The sequence below is a fragment of the Treponema sp. genome (assembly GCF_045641405.1).
GTDB lineage: Bacteria > Spirochaetota > Spirochaetia > Treponematales > Treponemataceae > Treponema_D.
This window is the reverse complement of record NZ_JAZUGX010000059.1, coordinates 1-6,414: the sequence shown is the minus strand read 5'-3', so window position 1 is coordinate 6,414 and position 6,414 is coordinate 1. Positions and strand designations below refer to the sequence as shown.

The window sequence follows — 6,414 nt, the reverse complement described above, 5'->3', positions numbered from 1 at the left end:
ACAGAACGACATGGCTACGATCCGACTTCGGAAGAGGTTCGATGGCGCTGCTCTTGTGTTCATTTACGAATTTTCTTACGAGAGCGTAGCGGCGTTCGAGGATCTTGCGGAATTCCTTCTTTTCTTCATCAAGCTTGCCTGTCTCATAACCTTTGCGGATGAGTGTCTGTGCTGGAGTTGATGCGCAAGAAACTGAAGAACGGATTGCAGCCATAAGCTTTTTAACAAGTGCATCGTACTGTGCTTCTGTCATTCCCTTGCAACCGAAAGTGATGAATCCTGTGCGGAATCCCCATGCAAAGTCTTCCTTTGTTGGTCCGTCGATCTTGGCTGCGAGAACATTTTCGTGAAGGTCGCAGAGGTGTGCAAAGAGAGACTCTGGTTCAATGTCGTCTTCATAGTTGAGTCCAAAGTAAGCATCGTCGCACCATACCATAACCTTTGTTCCCTTTTCTGCAAGTTCCTTGCACATTGCAACCAGCTGCTTTGCTTCATCCTTTGTTGGAGAGTATCCAGAAGGATTCTGTGGGAAGTTGAGGATAACGCGAACGCTGCCTGTCTTTGCCTGTTCGTTAAGTGTTTCCTTGAGACCTTCGATGTTGAATTTTCCGTCCTTGAAAACCTTGAACTGGATGAAGTCAGCATTGCGTCTTGCGTTTGCAATGAGAACGTAGTTGTCCCAAGATGGGTCTGCAGCTACGAGAGCATGCTTTTCATCAAGGAAGAGGTCTGCAAGATATGAGATTCCTGCTGTAAGTCCTGGAACTACTACAGGAAGTGAAAATGACTTGTCCTTAAGTGAAGGATTTTTTCTGATTAATTCTTCTTTCCATACTGCGCGGAGATCTGGATTACCTGCTGTAGGTGCATATCCTACGAGTTCACCTGAAGTGAGTTCGCCGCTGATGTACTTTCTAACTGAAGGGAGTACAAGTGGCTTGCCATCTACTACTGTAGTACCGATGGTTCCGTTTGCTGTATGACCGAGTTTTTTGGCTTCACCGCTCTGGGCAATGATTCCCTTAGGAAAGTAAAGTCTAACACCTACATCAGAAAGCAACTCGCCGGCTGTTGTGCCCTTGAGTGCGTCGTTTAATTCTTGAGCCAATGGATTAATCATAATGGCAATAGAATACTGAATTTATGCATGATTGTAAATAAAAGTGCATATTTATGCAGGTGGCAAGGAAAGGATTTGCTGGAAATTACAATATGAAAGAATGCTAGAAGAAAAAAACATCCTCAAATTTTTTGTCCAGTGCAACACAAAGAATAAGGGCAAGCTTTGCGGTTGGACAGAATTGACCTGTTTCAATTGAACTTATGGTGTTTCGTGACACTCCAACAAGTTTTGCAAGATCGCTTTGAGAAAGATTTTTTTCTGCTCTGATTTCTTTTAGATTGTTTTTTAATACAAGCGATTCGTTCATCAGTATGCTCCAGCTTAAGATGGCAGTCGGCCTGTCAATTCAAAAATGAATGCTATGGTAAGCAGTGTGAAAATTAAAAGATAACTTATGGCAACCACAAGCTCATGCATTTTCTTCAGTTTGATGAACTTGGTGAAAAAAGCGACTGAAAGCATTCCGAAGAAAATAATCCAGCATTGAAGGCTGATGCGTTTTGTGAAAATGTAACTTAGGATTGTAATCAAAGCACACAGTCCTGCACAGGAATAATATCCTACCATGGTTGCCTGCTTTTGAACTTCAAGATCTTCCATGTCTTTTCCGCCGTTGTCTTTTCGGCTTTTCTGTAGAATTTCTTCTTTTGTCATTTTGTCCTCCATATATCTATTTGTTTGTAATTCTGCAGTCAAAGACTCTGTTTTTGCAGGTGCTGATGCATTCCCCACAGAAAATACATTCTGCCGTTTTTATCTCGCCCTTTGATATTTCCTCAGAAATATTGATGCTCATTGGACATGATTTTTCGCATTGCCTGCAGGAAATGCAGTTTTCCTTTTTTGTTTTGATTTTAATTTGCGGCAGATGAAGTAGTTTTCCAAAGCGGTATCCAAGGATCATGAAAGGTGCCATCCAGCAGATGTAATGGCAGTTTGCCCGTTTCCCATGGATGATCGCTGGTATCAGGAACAGGATTATGATTCCGTAGTAGATGATATAGCTATAGATGTTGGAAATTGAAATTCCATGATCCGTCATAAAAAAAGGCTGGATGGAATAATCACCTTTGCCCAAAATATGACAGACGATGATTCCGCTGATCCAGATGAACCAGATTCCGTATTTCAGGTAGTTTCTAAAACCTTGCTTTGGATTCTTAGGGGAAAAGCTTTCAAAGCATTCCGACATTCCGCCGGTCGGGCAAAAAAATCCGCACCAAAGGCGTCCAAAAAACATCCCCAGGATGAACATCAATGTGAAGGTGATGAAGCTGCCGTTGATGATGTGTTCCATCGCCGCCATGAAAATCAGGTATGGTGAAAAATACCATATTGTAACTGGAAAAAGCAGCATTGCCATTGAAAGCGTGAATTTTCTGAATCTATGCACGGACATTGATTCCTCCTTGATTGACAAGTAAACTTGGCATCTGGGGTAAATATATTCTTGCCAAGTTTACTTGTCAATATATTTCCTCTTTTTTTAAGAATCTCCCCAGAATAAGGGGTCTGTCCCCTCTGTACTATACTTATCATCACTAAAGCATTAAGATTTTGCCATTGGATAATTCATTATGAAATCAAACGTGCAGAATAGATTGTTTTCCAACAGGCAGCTGGTGTCTCTTATAATTCCGCTGTTCATCGACCAGATTCTAAATGCAACAGTAGGAATTGCAGATGTAATCATGGTTGCAACTTTAGGTGAATCTGCGGTTTCAGGTGTTTCCCTTGTGGACAGCATCAACATCCTTCTCTTTGCTCTGCTCAATGCCCTTGGTACTGGTGGAGCTGTTGTTGCAAGCCAATATCTTGGACGCAAAGACAGAAAGATGGCGGAAAACACTGCCGTTCAGCTCATATATGTAATGCTTGGAGTTTCAGCATTTATTACGGCCGTGATGATAATTTTCTGTAGGCCAATTCTTTCAGGAATTTTCGGTAAGGTTGAAGATTCCGTAATGGATGCAAGCTTAAGGTATTTCTGGATTACCATGCTTGCCTTGCCAGGTATTGCCCTTTACAGTGCGGTGGCTGCAATTTTTCGCGCCCAGGGAAATTCAAAGCTTGCCATGTATGCTTCCACAATCGGAAATGCAATCAATATCGGTGGAAATGCCCTCTGCATTTTTGTGTTTAAGATGGGAGTTGAAGGTGTTGCAATTCCAACAACCCTTTCAAGACTGGGCGGGGCACTTTTGCTTACCTTCTGGATGCTCAAGGAAAAACCATATCACGGGGAAGAACCTCTTTCCATAAGAAAAATGTTCCGCGTGCCGGTTGAGTTCAGCCTTATAAAAAAGATTCTGAAAATTGGAATTCCAAGCGGACTTGAAAACAGCATATTTCAGTTTGGAAAAATTCTGGTTCTATCTTTAATCTCAACTTTTGGAACTACAGCCATTGCCGCCAATGCAACTGCCAACTCCCTTGCCACAATTGAAATCCTTGCACCAAATGCCATCAACATTGCAATGCTTACTGTCATCGGCCAGTGCTGTGGAGCGGCTGATGAAAAACAGGCCATGTACTACACAAAGAAACTTATGGTCATTGCCTATGTTTCCATGTTCCTGTGGAATGTTCCCTATCTTTTAAGCCTTAGGGGAATTTTAACGTTCTATCATCTTTCGCCAGAGACTACGGAACTTGCCTGGTGGATTACCATGTGCCACGGAGTACTTGGAATTTTATTCTGGCCCATGTCCTTTACATTGCCCAATGCCCTTCGTGCGGCAAATGATGCGGCATTCCCGATGTTCGTATCCTTTGCATCCATGTTCCTTGTCCGCATAGGCATGAGCTATGTTTTCAAATACACTCAGATTTTCGGTCTGATTCCTTTCATGGGATGGACATTTGCCTATGGAGCCCTTGGAACCTGGATCGCCATGGCATTGGACTGGGTTGTCAGGTCAAGCTTCTTCATCTGGAGAATTGCAAGCGGAAAATGGAAGGGCAGAAAACTGATTTAGCTAAAGGCTGAAAATTCTTCTTAATTCTTTTGCTACCGCATCCTGATTGTTTGTGAACTCAGAAACAAAATCTGCGGCTGACTTGCATTCTGGTGTTGCGTTGGCTACTGCAATTCCAAGTCCTGCCATCTGAATCATTTCCATGTCATTGGAAGCATCTCCAAAGGCAATGCATTCTTTTGGAGTTATCCCCAATATCCTGCAGCAGCGTTCCATTCCCCTGTGCTTGCCGCTATCAATGTTTGAAATCTCTATCAAAAAGTTTTCGCTGTGTGTTATGTAGACTCCTGAAAACTTTCTTCGTAGCTCTATTTCCAGTTCCGATGCGATGTCAGGATTCGCAATAAGGTCAAAGGCTTCGGTATTAGCAATGTTGTTCATTACGAAAGAATCGTAATTATCCAAAGGTATTCTTGTTGCCTGAACATAAATCTTTCTTTCTGAAATGTTTTTTCCTGCAATTGTTGGATCGTTCCAGTATTCCCTTGTACAGTAGCCCTGACCATTTACAAATATCTCCGTGCAGACCTTGTGTTCTGCGGCAATTTTGACTATCTGCCTTAAAGCTGTCTCTGGAATGCGCATAGTACTTACAGGTGTTCCACTTTTTATTTCGTTGACTGAAACACCGTTGCTTGTGACTGCATATTTCAACCCTTGGATTTTTAGAAGTTCTTTTGGAAGTGAATTGAAGGCTCTTCCGCTGGATGGAACAAAATCAATTCCTCTGGAAATCAACATGTCGATGGTTTCTTTGGTGTAGTCAGTGAGAATTGAACCTGATGCAAGCAAGGTCTTGTCCAGGTCTGTAAAAACACATTTGAATCTTTTTTGCTCCATGCTCGGATGATAGTGGGGAAACGGAAAATAAACAAGAAAGGGGAGGAACAGAGGGGACAGACCCCTGGCGAAAGTTAATTGTGCAATAAAATTACTTATGTCGGGATTGCACAAAAATGTTGACTAAAGCTATACCTAAGAATGCCTTCTTTTGCATGAGTGCTTAGAATCTTTTGTCTACAAAATTGAATTGCGGAATGATAAGACGTTTTGTCGTGCGTTTTAAATGTACTGAAAAATGTCTCAGGAATTGCCGCTACAACGTTTGTCGTAACGCCAACTAATAGAAATATCAGTTTTTAACTAACAAAGAAGGATTTGTCATACATCTGGCAGGTCTTGTTTTGTTTGTACCAGTGCGAACAGTCCTGAGTATCAGGAGGAATACTGGAAGCAGTATATTACCACAGCGACCATCTTGGATCTGCATTCCTCATAAGGCTATAAGGATGACGAGTACCAACGTATAGAATATACGCCATACGGCGAAACATGGGTTGAAAAGACTTATCCTCAGACAAACCTTAACTTCCTGCCGTATAAATTTACGGCAAACAAGATGGACGAGGAGACAGGTTTATACTACTATGGAGCAAGGCACCTGGACAGCCGGTATTCAAGATGGATATCAACAGACCCTGCATTGGGAGAGTATATTCCGGGTGCCGGTAAGGGAAATTCCAAGGATTCTGGCAGTTTGCCTGGCATGGGAGGGGTTTATAACCACATCAATTTCCATTTGTATCATTATGCGGGTAACAATCCGGTTAAGTATTTGGATCCAAGCGGATTAGAAACAATAGACTCTACAAAAGATATAGTAATAACTGTTTCTACATCTAACAAAACAGGTTTAGGACAACACGTAATGATGCTTTATAGAGATTTGAAAAATCCATCACAAAACAGAATGATTGACGCTGATGGAGATTATGGTCGCTCTAGGGGAAGAATTGATAATGCAAAATGTATACAACCTTCAGAAGGAATACCATTAACTCTTGGAGATTATATAAATTATTTTCTAGGAGAGAAGAATGAAACTTTAAATATTTATACTGTAAAAACTGATAGTGCAACAATAAAGAAAATTGTAAAATCCATGGAAAGGGCAGAAAGAAAGTTACCTATAGCTACCTGTGCGGCTACAGCATCATCGGTTATGGTTGATAGTGGAGTATTTGAAGGCATGCATGAAACTTGTTTTCCTAAAGAAGTAATGAGGCATTTAGACAAGCAAATTAAGATGCAAACAGAAAATTCAAAATTGCAAATTACAAAAACCTCAATGGATTTAAGTAAGCCAGAAACTAAACCTTCAAATCTTGGAGATTATTATTAATGAGTAATCGCATAAAATTTTTTTTGAATACAGCTATATATATGTTAGAATTTTTTATCCTTCTATATTTTTTTGATTTTAGAAGAGAGCTTGAAATTTGTTTTATTTTTATTTTTTCTTTTTCATTTATC

7 protein-coding genes are annotated in these 6,414 nt (G+C 40.8%); 2 read left to right on the top strand and 5 right to left on the bottom strand.

The genetic code is table 11. The features are described from left to right. The 4 genes from ACKI39_RS09155 to ACKI39_RS09140 form a co-directional block, all read right to left on the bottom strand. The coding region (locus ACKI39_RS09155) for an aminotransferase class I/II-fold pyridoxal phosphate-dependent enzyme (RefSeq protein ID WP_407399804.1) at positions 1-1,120 on the bottom strand (1,120 nt) is incomplete at its 3' end. Positions 1,121-1,223: 103 nt separating this feature from the next. Next, a complete protein-coding gene (locus ACKI39_RS09150; protein ID WP_318690646.1) occupies positions 1,224-1,430 on the bottom strand; it encodes a helix-turn-helix transcriptional regulator in 207 nt (68 codons plus the stop codon). Positions 1,431-1,444: 14 nt separating this feature from the next. Continuing rightward, a complete protein-coding gene (locus ACKI39_RS09145) occupies positions 1,445-1,777 on the bottom strand; it encodes a DUF6442 family protein (RefSeq protein WP_407399802.1) in 333 nt (110 codons plus the stop codon). 16 nt (positions 1,778-1,793) lie between these two features. Further along, entirely contained in the window at positions 1,794-2,522 is a 729-nt protein-coding gene (locus ACKI39_RS09140) for a 4Fe-4S binding protein (protein WP_407399800.1), read from the bottom strand. A 178-nt stretch (positions 2,523-2,700) separates the two neighbouring features. Here ACKI39_RS09140 and ACKI39_RS09135 point away from each other — a divergent pair, with 178 nt between their 5' ends. Beyond that, a complete protein-coding gene (locus ACKI39_RS09135) occupies positions 2,701-4,101 on the top strand; it encodes an MATE family efflux transporter (RefSeq protein ID WP_407399798.1) in 1,401 nt (466 codons plus the stop codon). Here the strand turns inward: ACKI39_RS09135 and ACKI39_RS09130 are convergent, their stop codons facing one another. After that, complete coding sequence (locus tag ACKI39_RS09130; protein WP_407399796.1) at positions 4,102-4,941, bottom strand: HAD family hydrolase; 840 nt, start codon at positions 4,939-4,941, stop codon at positions 4,102-4,104. Positions 4,942-5,407: 466 nt separating this feature from the next. Here ACKI39_RS09130 and ACKI39_RS09125 point away from each other — a divergent pair, with 466 nt between their 5' ends. Then, positions 5,408-6,283, top strand: coding sequence for an RHS repeat-associated core domain-containing protein (locus tag ACKI39_RS09125; protein WP_407399806.1), 876 nt, complete (start codon positions 5,408-5,410; stop codon positions 6,281-6,283). Positions 6,284-6,414 lie beyond the last annotated feature (131 nt).